This is a genomic window from Streptomyces sp. NPDC090106, from assembly GCF_044747265.1.
Lineage (GTDB): Bacteria > Actinomycetota > Actinomycetes > Streptomycetales > Streptomycetaceae > Streptomyces.
On sequence record NZ_JBIVDS010000004.1, the window covers coordinates 499,932 to 515,687 of the forward strand.

Here is a 15,756-nt window from a genome sequence, read left to right on the forward strand (position 1 = left end):
GTCCCGGGCCCACCGGCCACGACATCCTCAACGGTCCACTCTCTCACCCGTGCCGGACGGGTCGGCGCTTTCCGCTGCGGTGTCCGGTGTCGGGTCACTCGGCTGCTCCGGGTCGTGTGCCCCGGGCCCGGTGCCGGACTCCTCCGTGTCGTCCCCCGGACGGTCCTCGGGACCCTCCGGGTCCTGCGGACCGTCGCCCGCCTCGCCCGCTCCGTCGTCGCCTCCGTCACCGGCCCGGCGCGCGGCGCGCTTGCGCTGGGTGTACATCCGGAAGCCGGCGAGGACCAGCAGCAGGAAGCCGCCGCCGATGACGAGCATCACGGTGGCCGTGAACTCGGTGACCCGCACGTCGAAGGTCACGGCGTCGCCGTACGGCTGGCCGTCCTCCGTGTAGAGCTGGGCGACGACCGTGGCCTGGCCGTTGGCCTGGGCGGAGGTGGTGAACTTCACCGTCTGGCTGTGGCCGCCGGAGACCGCGACCGGCTGCTCCTCGTAGGTGTCGCCGCCGATCTCCAGGCGCCTCGGGCTCTTCGAGGTCAGCCGCAGCACCAGATGGTCGACGCCCTGGACCAGGTTGTTCTGGACCGTCACCGGGATCGTGGCGCTGCGGCCGGAGAGCTTGGTCTCCGACTTGTCGATCAGGGTGACCTGGTCGGTCAGGCTCGTGAGGTACAGCCACACGCCGTCGCGGTAACTGGTCGCCTCGGCGGCCCGCCCGCGCCAGGACGTGGACATCTCCCGGTTCATGGCGCGTCCGAAGGGGGTCACGACCCGGGACTCGTTGGTGAGGATCACCTGGAAACCGTCGAGCTTGTGCTGGGTGGCCGCGATCTTCTCGAAGGCCGCCTTCGGCAGCTCCTGCTTGCGCAGCGAGGAGGGGTACCTGGAGGCCGACGGCACCTTGGTGGTGGCGTCCGGGTCCGGCTTGGCCGCGGCGGCCTCCGCGAGGGTCTGGGACTCGTTCCAGCCGCTGTCCTGGAGCGCCTTCACCGCTTCCGCCATGGCCTGGGCCTGGTGGACGCTCGGCATGCGCTGCGGGGCGACGACGATGCTGCGCTGTTTGTCGGTCTGCTGGTTCAGCGTGAGGCTGGAGGCGAGGAACTTCTGCACCGCCAGCGTCGAGGCGGACGCGCCCGTCAGATCGCCCTGGAACGCCGTGGAGAGGCGGGCGTCCGCGACCACGGCCGTCGTCCCGCCGCCGATGGGGCGCGCCGAGGAGGGCGTGTACGGCAGTCCGCCGGTCTCCTCCAGGCTGTCATTGCGCGCGATGACCTTGTCGGCGCCGGCCGAGGTGGCGACCTTCACGATCGAGGGGTCGACGGCGCCGTCCACGGGCCAGGCGAAGTCGGTGCTGGGCGTCACGTGGAGCACCGTCTCGACGGTGGTGGCGCCGACGTCGGTGGCTTCCTTCAGGTGGCTCAGAGAGCCGGTCACCGACGTGCCGTTGTGGGCGAGGGACGCCAGGTCCGGGTCGGCGAAGGGAAGGGCGACGACCTCCTTGCCGATCACCGCCTCCTGGAGCTCGGCCAGCCACTGCTTGGCGACCGCCTGGTGGGTGCCCGCGACGGTGGTGCTGCCCGACTCGACGCGGTACGTGTGGGTCATCGCGTCCACGGAGGCCAGCAGGTCCGGGTCGATCACCCAGGTGACGTCGAGCTCCCGGCCCAGCGACAGGAGCTGGTCCAGGCGACCGCCCGCGGAGAGTTCCTTGGCGAGGTCGTCGTTGAGGAAGACCGGCGTCTGCTGCGCGTTCGACCCCGTCTCGGCCGTCACGTGCACGGTGGAGACCAGTGGCCACAGGACCGTGGTCTTCGTCTTGGTGTCGGCCCCTTCGGGCTCCCAGGGCAGGAACGTCCGCTTGATGCCCAGCACCTGCTGCCACTGCTGTGCGGACGTCTCGCCGGTGAGCGAGACGCCGAGCTGGTACACGCCGTCGTCGCCGAGGTCCAGCTCGTCGACCGGCACGGAGATGCTGAAGTCCTGGGCGACGCCGGGAGCGAGTTCGGAGAAGGTCTCCGTGTACTTGCCGCCGACGATCGTGCCGTCGAGGCCGGACTGGAAGTCGGTGCGCTTCGACACGGAGTCGATGTCCGAGCGGGTGCTGAGCCGGGGGCCGACGCGGAGATCGACCTGGGCGTCGGTGACCGCACGCTTGCTCTTGTTGGTCACCGTGCCGGACACGGTCAGGGTGTCGCCCTCCGTGGGCGCGGCCGGGGTGATCGTGTCGAGCGCGACGGACACGGTCCCGGAACCCGAGGCGGCCTCGGCGGGCGCGGCGGCGGTGAACTGGATCAGCCCGGCGAGCAGTGGTGCGCCGGCGAGCAGCGCCCCGGTGCGCCGCAGCCAGCGGCGGGCAGGTGAGGGACTGGTCCCCTGGAAGTCTGCCGCCTCGGCCACGCGCTCGCCCGTCCCTCGTCGTCGTCAGTGGTCGTCGGAATGTGCGTCCACGCATGGTAACGATGCGCGCGGAGGGGAAGTGCCGCGGACTGCTCCACAAGATCGGGTAGACGGCCGGGCTGTCCCGTATGTCTATGTATAAAGCGAAGCCGATCTGTGTGCCGGGCGGTGACGCCTGCCTGTAGGGCTGTGCAGATTCAATGGAGGCGCTCGCCGAGGCCGTGGCCACGTACCCTCTTCTGTTGTGCCGAACGCCAACGAAGACACCCCCAGCGCCCTGAGCCAGGTGCAGCAACGCGCGGTCAGTGAACTGCTGCGGGTCGCGCCTGTCGCCGATGACCTCGCCCGCCGTTTCCAGGAGGCCGGGTTCTCACTCGCCCTGGTCGGCGGTTCGGTCCGGGACGCGCTGCTCGGCCGGCTCGGCAACGACCTGGACTTCACGACAGACGCCCGCCCTCAGGACGTACTGAAGATCGTGCGTCCGTGGGCGGACGCCCTGTGGGAGGTCGGGATCGCCTTCGGCACGGTCGGGGCGCAGAAGGACGGCTACCAGATCGAGGTCACGACCTACCGCTCGGAGGCGTACGACCGGACCTCGCGCAAGCCCGAGGTGTCCTACGGCGACTCCATCGAGGAGGACCTCGTCCGGCGGGACTTCACCGTGAACGCGATGGCCGTCGCGCTGCCGGCGAAGGACTTCATCGATCCGCACGGCGGCCTGGAGGATCTGGCGGCGCGCGTGCTGCGTACGCCGAGCACCCCGGAGGAGTCCTTCTCGGACGACCCGCTGCGGATGATGCGGGCCGCGCGGTTCGCCGCTCAGCTCGACTTCGAGGTGGCGCCCGAGGTGGTGACCGCCATGACGGAGATGTCCGGGCGGATCGATATCGTCTCCGCGGAGCGGGTCCGGGACGAGCTGAACAAGCTGATCCTCTCCGCGCACCCGCGCAAGGGACTGACCCTCCTCGTCGACACCGGCCTGGCCGACCATGTACTGCCCGAGCTCCCGGCCCTTCAGCTGGAGAGCGACGAGCACCACCGGCACAAGGACGTCTACGAGCACACGCTGATCGTGCTGGAGCAGGCGATCGCGCTGGAGGAGGACGGTCCGGACCTGGTGCTGCGGCTGTCGGCCCTGCTGCACGACATCGGCAAGCCGCGCACCCGTCGCTTCGAGAGTGACGGCCGGGTCTCCTTCCACCACCACGAGGTGGTCGGCGCCAAGATGACCAAGAAGCGTATGACGGCGCTGAAGTACTCCAACGAGCTGGTGAAGGACGTCTCCCGGCTCGTCGAACTCCACCTGCGCTTCCACGGCTACGGCATGGGCGAGTGGACCGACTCCGCGGTCCGACGCTATGTCCGTGACGCGGGCCCTCTCCTCGGTCGCCTGCACAAGCTGACCCGCTCCGACTGCACGACCCGCAACAAGCGCAAGGCGGCCACGCTGTCCCGCGCCTACGACGGTCTGGAGGAGCGCATCACCCAGCTCCAGGAGCAGGAGGAGCTGGACGCGATCCGCCCGGACCTGGACGGCAACCAGATCATGCAGATCCTGGATGTCGGTCCCGGGCCGGTCATCGGCCGCGCGTATCAGTTCCTGCTGGAACTGCGGCTGGAGAACGGGCCGATGGGCGAGGACGCCGCGGCCAAGGCGCTCAAGGAGTGGTGGGCGGACCAGAGCTGACAACGAAAGGGCGGGCATGTTTCACGTGAAACATGCCCGCCCTTTTCGCTCTGGGGTGTTCTCGGGTCGATGTTTCACGTGAAACATCGCCCGGTGTTCACCGAGAGTCGTGCTGCCCTACGCGCTTACTTGACTTCCTTCAGGCAGAGAACCACGTCGTGGTTGTCGCCCTGCTGGTAGTACGCGATCTCGGCGTCGGCCACCGTCTCGCACTTGTTGCTGTCGCTGGTGTTGTCGAACTTCTCGACGACCTTGTACTGCGAGTCGCTGGACGAGCAGTCGACCGTCTTGAGGTCCGGCGAGGTCTGCGTGCCCTCGTTGTGCATGCAGCTGCCCTTGGACGTGGTCTCGGCGTCGGTCTGACCGACGTACCACTTGCCGACGGCTATGAGGATCGCGATGACGATGAAGCCGACGATGCGCAGCGCCTTCTTGCTGAAGCGGCGGGTCGGCGGGGTCGGAGGAACCGGCGCGTACGGAGCGCCGCCCTGCGGGGCGCCCTGCGCGAAGGGGTTGCCGCCACCCTGGGGCGGAACGGGCTGGCCCGGGGCGGGCTGGGTCTGCGGGTCCTGGGCGTAAGGATTCTGGCCCTGGGGCGGCGGAGTAGACATGCGGGGGTCCCCCTAGTACATGGGTTTGTGAGGCGCATAAGAAGCGCGTAAGACGGACGTAAGCTACCCGGCCCCACTGACAGCGCTGAAGCCCAGGGGGGCGTTGTGTCATTGATGTGACACTTACCGGTGGGTAAAGCGGGCCATAGTGGCAGCAACCGCCCCGTACACCAAGGCGACTGTCACGACCAGGACCGCCGAGCGGCCGTCCGGCGGAAGCATCAGTGCGGCGACCCCTGCCGCACCGACGAAGGCCACGTTGAACAGCACGTCGTAGACCGAGAAGACGCGGCCCCGGAACTCGTCGTCGACCGCTGACTGCACGAGGGTGTCCGTCGAGATCTTCGCGCCCTGGGTGGTCAGGCCCAGGACGAACGAGGCGGTCAGCATGGGCACGGTGGCGAAGGGGAGGCCCAGCGCCGGTTCCAGGACCGCGGCCGTGCCCGCGCACACCACGATCCAGCGGCCGGGACCACCGAGCCGTCGCGTGGCCCACGGTGTCACCAGGGCGGCCACGAAGAAGCCGGCGCCCGAGATGCCCAACGCCAGGCCCAGCAGGGCCAGTCCGTCGTCGGTCGTGTCGGAGAACGCGTAGCGGCACAGCATCAGCAGCATGACCAGCAGAGCGCCGTAGCAGAACCGCATCAGGGTCATCGAGGCGAGCGCCCAGGCGGCCTCCCTGCGGGGTTCCCCGGCCAGATGGCGTACGCCGGCCCTGAGGTCGCGTGCCGTGCCGGAGAGGGCCGCCGTGAGGCCCGGCCGGACCAACGCGCGGTCGGGGCCGAGCAGTTCCCGGGAGATGCGCAGCGAGGCCAGCGCCGCACACAGATACAGGGCGGCCCCGAGAAGGACCACGGCGGCGTCGGAGTCCGCCACCACCAGGCGGACGACGAAGGCGAGACCGCCGCCCAGAGTCGCCGCCAGCGTCCCCGCGGTCGGGGAGAGAGAGTTGGCGACGACCAGGCGCTCGTCGTCGACGACCCGGGGCAGTGCGGCGGACAGGCCCGACAGGACGAAGCGGTTGACGGCGGTGACGCACAGGGCGGAGACGTAGAAGAGCCAGTCGGGGACATGGCTGACCATCAGGACTGCCGTCGCCGAGGCCATCAGGGCCCGCACGAGATTGCCGTAGAGGAAGACCTGGCGGCGGCGCCAGCGGTCCAGCAGGACGCCGGCGAACGGGCCCACCAGGGAGTACGGGAGGAGCAGGACCGCCATGGCGGAGGCGATCGAGGCGGCCGAGGTCTGCTTCTCCGGGGAGAAGACGACGTACGCGGCGAGCGCGACCTGGTAGACGCCGTCGGCGCCCTGGGAGAGCAGACGTACCGCGAGGAGGCGCCGGAAGCCCTGGAAGCGCAGCAGAACGCGCAGATCACGGACGACGGCCATGGGCACAGCCTCACACAGGGGGAGGGCTCCCGGGTGGGTGACCACCCGGGAGCCCTCGATTCAGCCCTGGCAGGAGCGTTTTTGACCGGGAGTGAGCTTTAGCGCTCGACCTCGCCCTTGATGAACTTCTCGACGTTGGCGAAGGCCTCGTCGTCGAAGTACTGGACCGGCGGGGACTTCATGAAGTACGAGGACGCCGAGAGGATCGGGCCGCCGATGCCGCGGTCCTTGGCGATCTTCGCGGCGCGCAGGGCGTCGATGATGACACCCGCGGAGTTCGGGGAGTCCCAGACCTCGAGCTTGTACTCCAGGTTCAGCGGGACGTCGCCGAAGGCACGGCCCTCGAGGCGGACGTAGGCCCACTTGCGGTCGTCGAGCCAGGCCACGTAGTCCGAGGGACCGATGTGGACGTTCTTCTCGCCCAGGTCGCGGTCGGGGATCTGCGAGGTGACGGCCTGCGTCTTCGAGATCTTCTTCGACTCGAGGCGGTCGCGCTCCAGCATGTTCTTGAAGTCCATGTTGCCGCCGACGTTGAGCTGCATGGTGCGCTCAAGACGGACACCGCGGTCCTCGAACAGCTTCGCCATCACACGGTGCGTGATGGTCGCGCCGACCTGGGACTTGATGTCGTCACCGACGATCGGGACGCCCGCCTCGGTGAACTTGTCCGCCCACTCCTTGGTGCCGGCGATGAAGACCGGGAGGGCGTTGACGAAGGCGACCTTGGCGTCGATGGCGCACTGGGCGTAGAACTTCGCCGCGTCCTCGGAACCGACGGGCAGGTAGCAGACGAGAACGTCGACCTGACGGTCCTTGAGGATCTGGACGACGTCGACCGGGGCCTCGGCGGACTCCTCGATGGTCTGGCGGTAGTACTTGCCGAGACCGTCCAGGGTGTGGCCGCGCTGGACCGTGACGCCCTTGTTCGGGACGTCGCAGATCTTGATGGTGTTGTTCTCGCTGGCACCGATGGCGTCCGAGAGGTCGAGACCGACCTTCTTCGCGTCGACGTCGAAGGCGGCGACGAACTCGACGTCACCGACGTGGTAGTCGCCGAACTGGACGTGCATCAGGCCGGGCACCTTGGACGCCGGGTCGGCGTCCTTGTAGTACTCGACTCCCTGAACCAGCGACGCGGCGCAGTTGCCCACACCGACGATGGCTACGCGAACCGAACCCATTCCGGTTGCTCCCTGTGTGTGTACGAAGTGAGGCCGTGTTCGGCGCTCACGTGGTGGTGTCGTCGGGCGAATCGGGCCGGGGGATGTCCCCGGACCGTGGCAGGTCGCCCGGCGCTCCAGATGTGTTGTTCTGCGGTGATGACTGAGCGGGCTCCCCGGACGTGGCACCGCGGAGGTCCCGTCCGGCCCGCTCACTCTCGATGAGCTCGTTCAGCCAGCGCACTTCGCGCTCCACGGACTCCATTCCGTGGCGCTGGAGCTCAAGGGTGTAGTCGTCGAGGCGCTCCCTGGTGCGCGTGAACGACACGCGCATCTTCTCCAGGCGCTCCTCCAGGCGGCTGCGGCGGCCTTCCAGCACACGCACGCGCACATCGCGCGAGGTCTGGCCGAAGAAGGCGAAACGCGCGGCGAAGTGCTCATCCTCGTACGCGTCGGGGCCGGTCTGGGAGAGCAGCTCCTCGAAGTGCTCCTTACCTTCCGCCGTCAACCGGTAGACGATCTTCGCGCGGCGGCCGGTGAGGGGGGCCGCGAGGGCGTCCTCGGGGGTGTTCGCCGATTCCTCGATCAACCAGCCGTTGGCGACCAGCGTCTTGAGACAGGGGTAGAGCGTCCCGTAGCTGAACGCACGGAACACACCCAGCGACGTGTTGAGTCGTTTGCGCAGCTCATAGCCGTGCATCGGGGACTCGCGGAGCAGACCGAGGACGGCGAACTCAAGGATCCCGGAACGCCGGCTCATGCTCGCCTCCTCTCGTTCTGCACCGTCTTTATGTCGTGCTGATGTATCGAGTCGATACATCAGCACGATAGAACGCCCCTCCCGCTGCGACAAGTGGGGGGATGGTGAACGGGATCACATCACCGATTCGTTGGAAGCAAGTTGCCTGATTTGGGGTGAACTTCGGGGCTAGGCAGGTTTTGACGGTGCGTAGTCTGTGCGCCATGCACACCACCGGGAACCGAGTGACGTCTGGGGGCGTCGTCGTGCTCGGTGCAGTACGGGTGAATGCGACAGCGACCACATCCGTACTTCGGGGGGACCGGAAACCAGCCGCCGTTTCCAGGCGCGCAAGGGTGCGCCTGCCCGAGGAGTAGTCGTTCGATGAGCGAGCACCGTCGCAAACCGCCGCAGCCGCAGGGAGGCGGACGTGCCGCGGCCCGACGCGGCCAGTCCGGCTCGTCCTCCGGCCGCCGCGCGGCACCGCGTGGCGCCACCGGATCTCCTTCCGACGCGTATGGGTCGGGTTCACACGGACCGGAAGCCGAGGAGCAGCCGTACAGCGGCCGCGCCGACGCCCGGCGCGCGACGCAGAGAGGCGGAAGCCGCCGCAGAGCGTCAGAACCCACCGGCCGCGGCGGACGCCGCGCCGACGCCGCCGGTCCTGGACGAGGACGAGCCACCACATCCACCAAGAACCGGATCGTCGACTACCCGCGCGCCGGCAAGTACGGCTGGCAGCGCTGGGTGCCGTCCTGGCGGCTCGTCTCCGGACTCTGCATCGCCTTCGTCGGCGGTCTCGTCGCCGTGGCGGGCATCGGGTACGCCATGGTCGGCATCCCGAACGAGAACGCCGCGGCCAAGTCCGAGAACAACGTCTACTACTGGGAGGACGGCAGCCAGATGGTCGCCACCGGTAGTGGCGCCAACCGGCAGAACGTGGGCATCGACAAGATTCCCAAGGCCATGCAGTTCGCGGTGATCTCCGCCGAGAACAAGAGCTTCTACACGGACTCCGGTGTCGACCCCATGGGTATCGCCCGAGCGCTCGCCAACATGGCGCGCGGCGGGGACACGCAGGGTGGATCGACCATCACCCAGCAGTACGTGAAGAACACCTACCTGAGCCAGGAACAGACCGTCTCCCGCAAGTTCAAGGAGATGTTCATTTCCATCAAGGTGGGCACGAAGCTCACGAAGGACGAGATCCTCCAGGGCTACCTGAACACCTCGTACTACGGTCGCGGCGCCTACGGCATCCAGGCCGCCGCGCAGACCTACTACGGCAAGGACGCCGAGAAGCTCACGGTGTCCGAGTGCGGGTTCCTCGCCGCGCTGCTGAAGGGTCCGACGTACTACGACCCGGTCGACAACACGAGCTACGACCCGACCGCGACCAAGGCCGCCAACACCAAGCGTTCCCAGGAGCGCTGGGGCTGGATCCTCGAGCAGATGCACAACGACGACCGCATCACGGACGCCGAGTACCAGAAGGCCATCAAGAAGTACCCCGCGCCCCAGGGCCTCAAGGCGACCAAGGGCATGACCGGGCAGATCAGCTACCTCGTCGACACGGCCAAGAAGTACGTGCTGGCCCACTCGGACATCTCGCAGACCGAGTTCGACCAGGGCGGCTTCCAGATCTACACGACCTTCGAGAAGGACAAGGTCGACGCCCTCACCAAGGCCGTCAAGAAGATCGAGAAGCAGAAGATCGACCCGGACAAGCGCGACAAGGACAAGGACGTCCAGTTCGGCGCCGCGTCGGTGCGGCCCAACGACGGTGCGATCGTCGCGCTCTACGGCGGCGCCGGTTACGAGAACAACCGCTTCACCAACAACGCCGACACCTCCGGCGTCCCCGTGGGTTCGACGTGGAAGCCGTTCGTGCTGGCCGCGGCGATGGAGTACGGGACGTACAAGGACCGCGAAGAGGGCGTCTCACCGCTGAGCAAGTACAACGGCGACGACCATCTCAAGGTCAGGGAGAACGACGGCAGTTACGTCCTGAACAAGGACCAGTCCGTCTTCTACCAGGAGAACGAGAGCGACTATCCCTGGGGCTACATCTCCTTGCGGAAGGCGATGGAGCAGTCCGTCAACACGCCGTTCGTCCAGCTCGGCATGGACGTGGGGATGAAGAACGTAGAGAGCGTGGCCAAGAAGGCGGGCATCCTCGACCAGAGCTTCGAGACGACGAACGCGTCCTTCGCGCTCGGTACGTCGACTCCCAGCGCCATCCGCATGGCCGACGCGTACGCGACCTTCGCTGCCTCCGGCAAGCAGGCCGATCCGTACTCCGTGACCAGCGTCAAGCGCAACGGTCAGGAGATGGGCGGGTTCGACAAGCCCAAGGTCAAGCTGGCCATGCCGGAGAACGTGGCGAACAACATCACCGACGTCCTCGAGAACGTCATCGAGAACGGTACGGGTCAGAACGCCAAGGCCCTGGGTCGCGCGGCGGCCGGCAAGACCGGTACCACCGACGAGAACAAGTCCGCCTGGTTCGTCGGGTACACCCAGCAGTTGTCGACGTCGATCGCGATGTTCCGTGAGAAGGACAGCAAGCTGCTGTCCATGAACGGCACCGCGGGTGTGGACTCCATCCACGGTGGTGACATCCCGACGCTCATCTGGACCGAGTACATGAAGGCGGCCCTCAAGGGCGACAGCGACCCCGGCTTCCCGGACGCCGAGAAGATCGGTGAGATCCAGGACGGGGAGGGCGCACCGTCCCCGACGCCTTCCGTCACCGTGACGCCGAGCGAGACCCCGACGGAGACCGTCACGCCGACGCCCACGCCGTCCCTGACCGCTCCCTCGCCCTCCGCGAGCGAGACCTGCACCATCGGCTGGAACTGCGAGGAGACCACCGGCGGTACGGACACCGGCGGTACGGACGGAGGCACCACCTCCAGTCCGTCGGCCACGGAATCCGAGGACACGACCAGAGGCAATGGCAACGGTGGGCTCTTCGGAGGCTCGTCGGGATAGCAACCGGTAACTGATGAAAAGGATCGGGGGCGACCGCGCGGTCGCCCCCGATCCTTTTTCTTTGATGTGTTTCACGTGAAACGTCGGTTTCACGTGAAACGCTCCGCCACCGCGCTCCCGCCGTCCTCGCCCCGTTCTCAGACAGGTACGGCAGGATGTGCCCCATGCCCAGCGCAGAGACGACGCCGACGAGCGTGCATGAGCCGGACCCGGTGCGGCCGACCAAGGACGACGAGATCGCCGCGAGCGGCAGTGAGCTGATCGGCGGTCCCATCGGGCGGCGCGCGCTGCTCGGGACGTCCTGGTGGACCCCCGTGCGGATCATCGCGCTGGTGGCCATCGGTGTGTTCGCCCTCGGCCTGGTCCAGAAGGCGCCCTGCTACAACGGCGCCTGGTTCTTCGGGGCCAGCTCGCAGTACACGCACGCGTGCTACTCCGACATCCCGCACCTGTACGCCGGGCGCGGCTTCGCCGACGGGCTCGTGCCGTACTTCGACAAGCTCAACGGCGACATGGAGTACCTCGAATACCCGGTCCTGACCGGTGTGTTCATGGAGGTCGCCTCCTGGCTCACGCCGGGCAGCGGAACCATCCAGGACCAGGAACAGTGGTACTGGATGGTCAACGCCGGGATGCTCATGGCGTGCGCGGCCATCATCGCGGTCTGCGTCAGCCGCACCCATGCCCGCCGCCCCTGGGACGGTCTGCTGGTCGCCCTGGCGCCCGCCTTCGCGCTCACGGCCACCATCAACTGGGACCTGCTGGCCGTCGCTCTGACGGCCGCGGCGATGCTGATGTGGTCCCGGGGCCGCTCGCTCGCGTTCGGCGTCCTGCTGGGCCTTGCCACGGCCGCCAAGCTCTATCCCGTCTTCCTGCTGGGCGCGCTGTTCGTGCTGTGCTGGCGCGCCGGCAAATGGCGGGAGTTCGGGAAGGCGCTCGGCGGCACGGTCGTCGCCTGGCTGGTCGTGAACCTTCCGGTGATGCTCCTCGCCTGGGACGGCTGGGCGAAGTTCTACGAGTTCAGCCAGGAGCGGGGCGTCGACTTCGGCTCCTTCTGGCTGATCCTGGCCCAGAACTCGAGCGACCCGCTCAGCACCGAGACGGTCAACACCCTCGCCACGCTGCTGATGCTGCTGTGCTGCGCCGGTATCGCCGCGCTCACCCTGACCGCCCCGCGCCGGCCGCGCTTCGCCCAGCTGGCGTTCCTGATCGTTGCGGCGTTCATCCTCACCAACAAGGTCTACTCGCCGCAGTACGTCCTGTGGCTGGTCCCGCTGGCCGCCCTGGCCCGCCCCAAGTGGCGTGACTTCCTGATCTGGCAGGCGTGCGAGGTCGCGTACTTCCTGGGCATCTGGATGTACCTCGCCTACACGACCAGCGGAGACGCCCACAAGGGGCTGCCCCAGGAGGGCTACCACTGGGCCATCGCCATCCATCTGCTGGGCACGCTGTACCTGTGCGCCGTGGTCGTGCGCGACATCCTCATGCCCGAACGGGACGTGGTGCGCAGGGCCGGTGACGACGACCCCTCGGGCGGGGTGCTCGACGGGGCGGACGACGTGTTCGTCCTCGGCCCCGCCGCCCATCCCCCGCGCCACGCGGCCCACTTCGGCGGTCCCCAGGTGGAGTGGGGCGACCACCAGGAGGCGGCTCCCTCCGCGGGGCCGGGTGCTGCCGGCGGACCTGCCGCCTCCGGGGGACCCACCGCGTCGGGGGGACCCGCAGCTTCCGGAGGTAGTTCGCTCTGAGCGAACAAAGCGTAGAGGTGCCACGCGAAAGGCCGTACACGGACAGTCCGTGTACGGCCTTTCAGCTGTTCGTAGGAGGTCGGTCGCCCGCCGGTGCGGCGGTCAGCGGTCCACGATGCGGTCGAACTGCGTGGTGGTGTGCCGCAGGTGGGCCACCAGCTCCTCGCCGACCTTCGGCTCCGGGGCGTCGGAGGGGATGAAGAGGATCGACACCTGCATGTGCGGCGGCTCGGCGAACCAGCGCTGCTTGCCGCCCCAGACGAACGGGGCGAGGTTCCGGTTGACCGTGGCCAGGCCGGCGCGGGCGACGCCCTTGGCGCGCGGCATGACGCCGTGCAGGGCCTTGGGGGCCTCCAGACCCACCCCGTGCGACGTTCCGCCCGCCACGACCACCAGGAAGCCGTCCGAGGCCGCCTTCTGCTGCCGGTAGCCGAACCGGTCGCCCTTGGTGACGCGGGTGACGTCGAGGACGGCGCCGCGGTACTCGGTGGCGTCGTGGTCCCCCAGCCACAGCCGGGTGCCGATGCGGGCGCGGAAGCGGGTCTGCGGGAACTGCTGCTGGAGGCGGTGGAGTTCGTCGGCCTTGAGGTGGCTGACGAACATCGTGTGCAGCGGCAGCCGGGCCGCCCGCAGCCGGTCCATCCAGCCGATGACCTCCTCGACGGCGTCCGAGCCGTCGGTGCGGTCCAGCGGCAGATGGATGGCAAAACCTTCCAGCCGGACGTTCTCTATGGCCGAGTGCAGCTGCGGCAGGTCCTGCTCGCTGATGCCGTGCCGCTTCATCGAGGACATCACCTCGATGACCACACGAGCACCCACGAGGCCGTACACGCCGTCGATGGACGACACCGAGCGGATGACGCGGTCCGGCAGCGGCACGGGCTCCTCGCCGCGCCGGTACGGCGTCAGCACCAGCAGGTCACCGCTGAAGTAGTCCTTGATGCGCGCGGCTTCGTACGTCGTGCCGACGGCGAGGACGTCCGAGCCCAGCCGCGTGGCCTCCTCCGCCAGCCGCTCGTGCCCGAACCCGTAGCCGTTGCCCTTGCAGACCGGGACCAGGCCCGGGAACTGCTCCTGCACGTGCTTGTGGTGCGCCCGCCAGCGCGCGGTGTCGACGTAGAGGGTGAGCGCCATGGCCGGACCTGGAACCTTTCTCGTGGCTGCGGTGTATCAGAGGTATGAGAGCTATTGAAGCGAAGGATGCCGCCTCAGCGGCGCGACATGTAGATGTCGAGCGCCTTGTGCAGCAGCTTGTTGAGCGGGAAGTCCCACTCGCCCAGGTACTCCGCCGCCTGACCGCCCGTGCCGACCTTGAACTGGATCAGGCCGAAGAGGTGATCGGTCTCGTCCAGCGAGTCGGAGATGCCGCGCAGGTCGTAGACGGTCGCGCCGAGCGCGTAGGCGTCGCGGAGCATCCGCCACTGCATCGCGTTCGAGGGCCGGACCTCACGGCCGATGTTGTCGGAGGCGCCGTAGGAGTACCAGACGTGTCCGCCGACGACCAGCATCGTCGCCGCCGCCAGGTTCACGCCGTTGTGCTGGGCGAAGTACAGCCGCATACGGTTGGGGTCCTCGGTGTTGAGGGCCGTCCACATGCGCTGGAAGTACGACAGCGGGCGGGGCCGGAAGTGGTCGCGCACGGCCGTGATCTCGTACAGCCGCTGCCACTCCTCCAGGTCCTGGTAACCGCCCTGGACGACCTCGACGCCGGCCTTCTCGGCCTTCTTGATGTTGCGGCGCCACAGTTGGTTGAAGTTCTTGTGGACCTCTTCCAGGGACCGGTTCGCCAGCGGCACCTGGTAGACGTAGCGGGGCTGCACGTCGCCGAAGCCGGCCCCGCCGTCCTCGCCCTGCTGCCAGCCCATCCGGCGGAGCTTGTCGGCGACCTCGAAGGCGCGCGGCTCGATGAAGTCGGCCTCGATGTCCCGCAGCCGCTTCACGTCCGGGTTCTGGATGCCGGCCTTGATGGAGGTGGCCTCCCAGCGCCGGATGATCACCGGCGGGCCCATCTTCACCGAGAAGGCGCCCTGGTGCTTGAGGTGGGCGAGCATCGGTTCCAGCCAGTCGGTCAGATTCGGCGCGAACCAGTTGATGACCGGGCCCTCGGGCAGATACGCGAGATAGCGCTTGATCTTGGGGAGCTGGCGGTAGAGGACGAGACCGGCGCCGACCAGCTCGCCCGTCTTCTCGTCGAACCAGCCGAGGCTCTCCGAACGCCACTCCGCCTTGACGTCAGCCCAGGCCGGGACCTGCATGTGGCTCGCCGCAGGCAGGCTCTGGATGTATGCCAGATGCTGCTCGCGACTGATCGTCCTCAGGGTCAGGCTCATTCGGGGCGCTCCTCGGGCTGGGGTGTCCCCATGGGTTCAGGGGCTCCGGCTCTCGCGCCGAAGCCTACTGCGCCTGGCGGGCGCCCTGACTGGGCCGTACGCAACCCGCGCCCCGGCCGGTGGCGACCGGGGCGCTCAGAGGAGCTGTGGGAGTTGTGGGACGGGCGCTGCGGCCGGGGTCAGTTGATGACGCCGCCGAAGAGCCCACCGTGGGCCATGCCGAGGAAGAAGCCGATCGCCGCGGCGCCGAGACCCAGGATCAGCCCGAAGCGTTCGCGGGTCGTCTCCGAGATCCACTGGCCGTAGGCGCCGGTGACGATCCCCACCAGGCCGGTCCAGGAGCTGAGCAGATGCAGGCTGTGGAACATCGACGTGACGAAAGCCGTGAAGCCCAGCACCAGGGTCACCGCGAGCAGGGTGTCCTGGAGGGGATGGGGCTTTCCGTCCGTCGCGAAGAGACCTCCGACGGTGTTCGGTCGCATTACCTGTGCCATGGGGCACCTCCTGCGGAAGGCGGCGCATCGTAGCGCCATACACACCCGATGTGTACAGATTGTCGGTCCTGGCGGCCGGATTTCAACCGGAAGCCGGTGTGCGGGTAGTCTGTACCGTCTGCACTGGTGTCTGCCCATGTCACGACCGGGACTACCGCGAGGAAGCCCCGATTGTCAGTGGCGGCCGATACCGTTGCGTACGCATCA

11 protein-coding genes are annotated in these 15,756 nt (G+C 68.1%); 3 read left to right on the forward strand and 8 right to left on the reverse strand.

Annotated features, from left to right (window positions below; genetic code table 11):
* Positions 1 to 27: 27 nt before the first annotated feature.
* Entirely contained in the window at positions 28 to 2,397 is a 2,370-nt protein-coding gene (locus tag ACIPSE_RS16045) for a DUF6049 family protein (protein ID WP_401662741.1), read from the reverse strand.
* 244 nt (positions 2,398 to 2,641) lie between these two features.
* On the opposite strand from ACIPSE_RS16045, the gene ACIPSE_RS16050 reads away from it, so the two are divergent.
* Positions 2,642 to 4,084 (forward strand): CCA tRNA nucleotidyltransferase, encoded by a 1,443-nt coding sequence (locus ACIPSE_RS16050; RefSeq protein WP_401662743.1) that lies wholly within the window; start codon positions 2,642 to 2,644, stop codon positions 4,082 to 4,084.
* 125 nt (positions 4,085 to 4,209) lie between these two features.
* Here ACIPSE_RS16050 and ACIPSE_RS16055 read toward each other — a convergent pair whose 3' ends face one another.
* From ACIPSE_RS16055 to ACIPSE_RS16070, 4 genes are all read right to left on the reverse strand, one after another.
* Positions 4,210 to 4,695: a hypothetical protein gene (locus ACIPSE_RS16055; protein WP_401662745.1), complete on the reverse strand. Its 486-nt coding sequence runs from the start codon at positions 4,693 to 4,695 to the stop codon at positions 4,210 to 4,212.
* 123 nt (positions 4,696 to 4,818) lie between these two features.
* Positions 4,819 to 6,084, reverse strand: a complete 1,266-nt coding sequence (locus ACIPSE_RS16060) for an MFS transporter (RefSeq protein ID WP_401662747.1) — start codon at positions 6,082 to 6,084, stop codon at positions 4,819 to 4,821.
* A 98-nt stretch (positions 6,085 to 6,182) separates the two neighbouring features.
* Positions 6,183 to 7,265, reverse strand: a complete 1,083-nt coding sequence (locus ACIPSE_RS16065; protein WP_401662749.1) for an inositol-3-phosphate synthase — start codon at positions 7,263 to 7,265, stop codon at positions 6,183 to 6,185.
* Positions 7,266 to 7,311: 46 nt separating this feature from the next.
* Positions 7,312 to 8,004, reverse strand: a complete 693-nt coding sequence (locus ACIPSE_RS16070; protein ID WP_401662751.1) for a PadR family transcriptional regulator — start codon at positions 8,002 to 8,004, stop codon at positions 7,312 to 7,314.
* Positions 8,005 to 8,367: 363 nt separating this feature from the next.
* Here ACIPSE_RS16070 and ACIPSE_RS16075 point away from each other — a divergent pair, with 363 nt between their 5' ends.
* A complete protein-coding gene (locus ACIPSE_RS16075; RefSeq protein ID WP_401662753.1) occupies positions 8,368 to 10,977 on the forward strand; it encodes a transglycosylase domain-containing protein in 2,610 nt (869 codons plus the stop codon).
* Positions 10,978 to 11,141: 164 nt separating this feature from the next.
* Positions 11,142 to 12,725, forward strand: a complete 1,584-nt coding sequence (locus ACIPSE_RS16080; protein ID WP_401662755.1) for a glycosyltransferase family 87 protein — start codon at positions 11,142 to 11,144, stop codon at positions 12,723 to 12,725.
* A 102-nt stretch (positions 12,726 to 12,827) separates the two neighbouring features.
* Here the strand turns inward: ACIPSE_RS16080 and ACIPSE_RS16085 are convergent, their stop codons facing one another.
* The 3 genes from ACIPSE_RS16085 to ACIPSE_RS16095 all read right to left on the reverse strand — a co-directional run bounded on the left by ACIPSE_RS16085 (position 12,828) and on the right by ACIPSE_RS16095 (position 15,549).
* Positions 12,828 to 13,859: an alanine racemase gene (locus ACIPSE_RS16085; RefSeq protein ID WP_401662757.1), complete on the reverse strand. Its 1,032-nt coding sequence runs from the start codon at positions 13,857 to 13,859 to the stop codon at positions 12,828 to 12,830.
* A 74-nt stretch (positions 13,860 to 13,933) separates the two neighbouring features.
* Positions 13,934 to 15,055 (reverse strand): peptidoglycan bridge formation glycyltransferase FemX, encoded by a 1,122-nt coding sequence (gene femX, locus ACIPSE_RS16090; RefSeq protein ID WP_401662759.1) that lies wholly within the window; start codon positions 15,053 to 15,055, stop codon positions 13,934 to 13,936.
* A gap of 179 nt (positions 15,056 to 15,234) precedes the next feature.
* Positions 15,235 to 15,549 (reverse strand): hypothetical protein, encoded by a 315-nt coding sequence (locus tag ACIPSE_RS16095; RefSeq protein ID WP_401662761.1) that lies wholly within the window; start codon positions 15,547 to 15,549, stop codon positions 15,235 to 15,237.
* Positions 15,550 to 15,756 lie beyond the last annotated feature (207 nt).

What these genes read in the sequence shown, in the direction of transcription:
- ACIPSE_RS16075 (WP_401662753.1), top strand. Translation starts at nt 8,368, where the DNA reads ATGAGCGAGCACCGTCGCAAACCGCCGCAGCCGCAGGGAGGCGGACGT.
- ACIPSE_RS16065 (WP_401662749.1), bottom strand. Translation starts at nt 7,265, where the DNA reads ATGGGTTCGGTTCGCGTAGCCATCGTCGGTGTGGGCAACTGCGCCGCG.
- ACIPSE_RS16080 (WP_401662755.1), top strand. Translation starts at nt 11,142, where the DNA reads ATGCCCAGCGCAGAGACGACGCCGACGAGCGTGCATGAGCCGGACCCG.
- ACIPSE_RS16085 (WP_401662757.1), bottom strand. Translation starts at nt 13,859, where the DNA reads ATGGCGCTCACCCTCTACGTCGACACCGCGCGCTGGCGGGCGCACCAC.
- ACIPSE_RS16095 (WP_401662761.1), bottom strand. Translation starts at nt 15,549, where the DNA reads ATGGCACAGGTAATGCGACCGAACACCGTCGGAGGTCTCTTCGCGACG.
- ACIPSE_RS16060 (WP_401662747.1), bottom strand. Translation starts at nt 6,084, where the DNA reads ATGGCCGTCGTCCGTGATCTGCGCGTTCTGCTGCGCTTCCAGGGCTTC.
- ACIPSE_RS16055 (WP_401662745.1), bottom strand. Translation starts at nt 4,695, where the DNA reads ATGTCTACTCCGCCGCCCCAGGGCCAGAATCCTTACGCCCAGGACCCG.
- femX (WP_401662759.1), bottom strand. Translation starts at nt 15,055, where the DNA reads ATGAGCCTGACCCTGAGGACGATCAGTCGCGAGCAGCATCTGGCATAC.
- ACIPSE_RS16070 (WP_401662751.1), bottom strand. Translation starts at nt 8,004, where the DNA reads ATGAGCCGGCGTTCCGGGATCCTTGAGTTCGCCGTCCTCGGTCTGCTC.